At 68.3% G+C, this 919-nt stretch carries 1 protein-coding gene; it reads right to left on the bottom strand.

Annotated elements, in window-relative coordinates:
- Window positions 1–23 precede the first annotated feature (23 nt).
- A complete protein-coding gene (raiA, locus tag G6027_RS15035) occupies window positions 24–707 on the bottom strand; it encodes a ribosome-associated translation inhibitor RaiA (protein ID WP_182637877.1) in 684 nt (227 codons plus the stop codon).
- Between the last annotated feature and the right edge of the window lie 212 nt (window positions 708–919).

The following is a 919-nucleotide window of genomic DNA, read 5'->3' on the forward strand; positions in this document are numbered from 1 at the left end:
CCGGGGCGTGTGGGATGCGACCGTCAGGCCTCGTCACTCAGCGTGATGAGTCCGTAGTCGAACGCGTGACGCCGGTAGACGACGGTGGCGTGGCCGGACTCGGCGTCCCGGAAGAGATAGAAGTCGTGGCCCACGAGCTCCATCTTCTCCAGGGCCTCGTCGACCGACATCGGGGTCCCGTCGTGCTCCTTGCGGCGCACGATCTGCCCGGGCAACTGATCATCGACGCCGTCCGCGTACTCGTCCATGACGTCCGCGGGTGCCGCCTCGGGCGCGAGCTCCGCGGTGGCCTCGGCGACGGACTGCGGCCGACGATGCCCGGAGTGGCTGATCTTCCGACGGGTGCGGGCCTTGCGCATCTGCCGCTCGAGCTTGGCGACCGCCGACTCCAGGGCGGCGTAGAAGGTGTCCTCCGCGGCCTCCGCGCGGGCGACACCCGGCTTGCCCTTGAGGGTGATCTCGATCCGCTGACTCGCCTTGGCCAGGCGTGGGTTCTTCTCGTGCAACAGGACCACGTCGAACCGGGTGATCGCCGGCGAGATCTTCTCGATCTTCGCGAGCTTGGTGTGGATCCGGGTCGCGAAGTGGTCGGGGACCTCGACGTTCCGGCCCTTGATGGTCACCTGCGCATCAGGGGCACCGGGGTCGTCGGTCGACGGACCGTCGAAGGTGGCGGGGTCGAGCAGGACTGCGGGGGTCTTCGCCATCGAAGCTCCTCCTCATCGGGCCTGCGGCGGGCCTCTGCGACCGACCCGGTTACCGCCCGGGACCCCGGTCGAGGGGCCAACCCACATGGCTGAGTGGACACTCTTCGGACGTGGAACACCATCGGCCAAATTCGGGCGAACGCGCTGGTGAACCCCGTCCGGAACCTACGATACCCGGTCGTCTGTGGACCGGACCGCAGTAGCCACAAGTC

The sequence above is a fragment of the Dietzia sp. SLG310A2-38A2 genome, from assembly GCF_014145095.1.
GTDB lineage: Bacteria > Actinomycetota > Actinomycetes > Mycobacteriales > Mycobacteriaceae > Dietzia.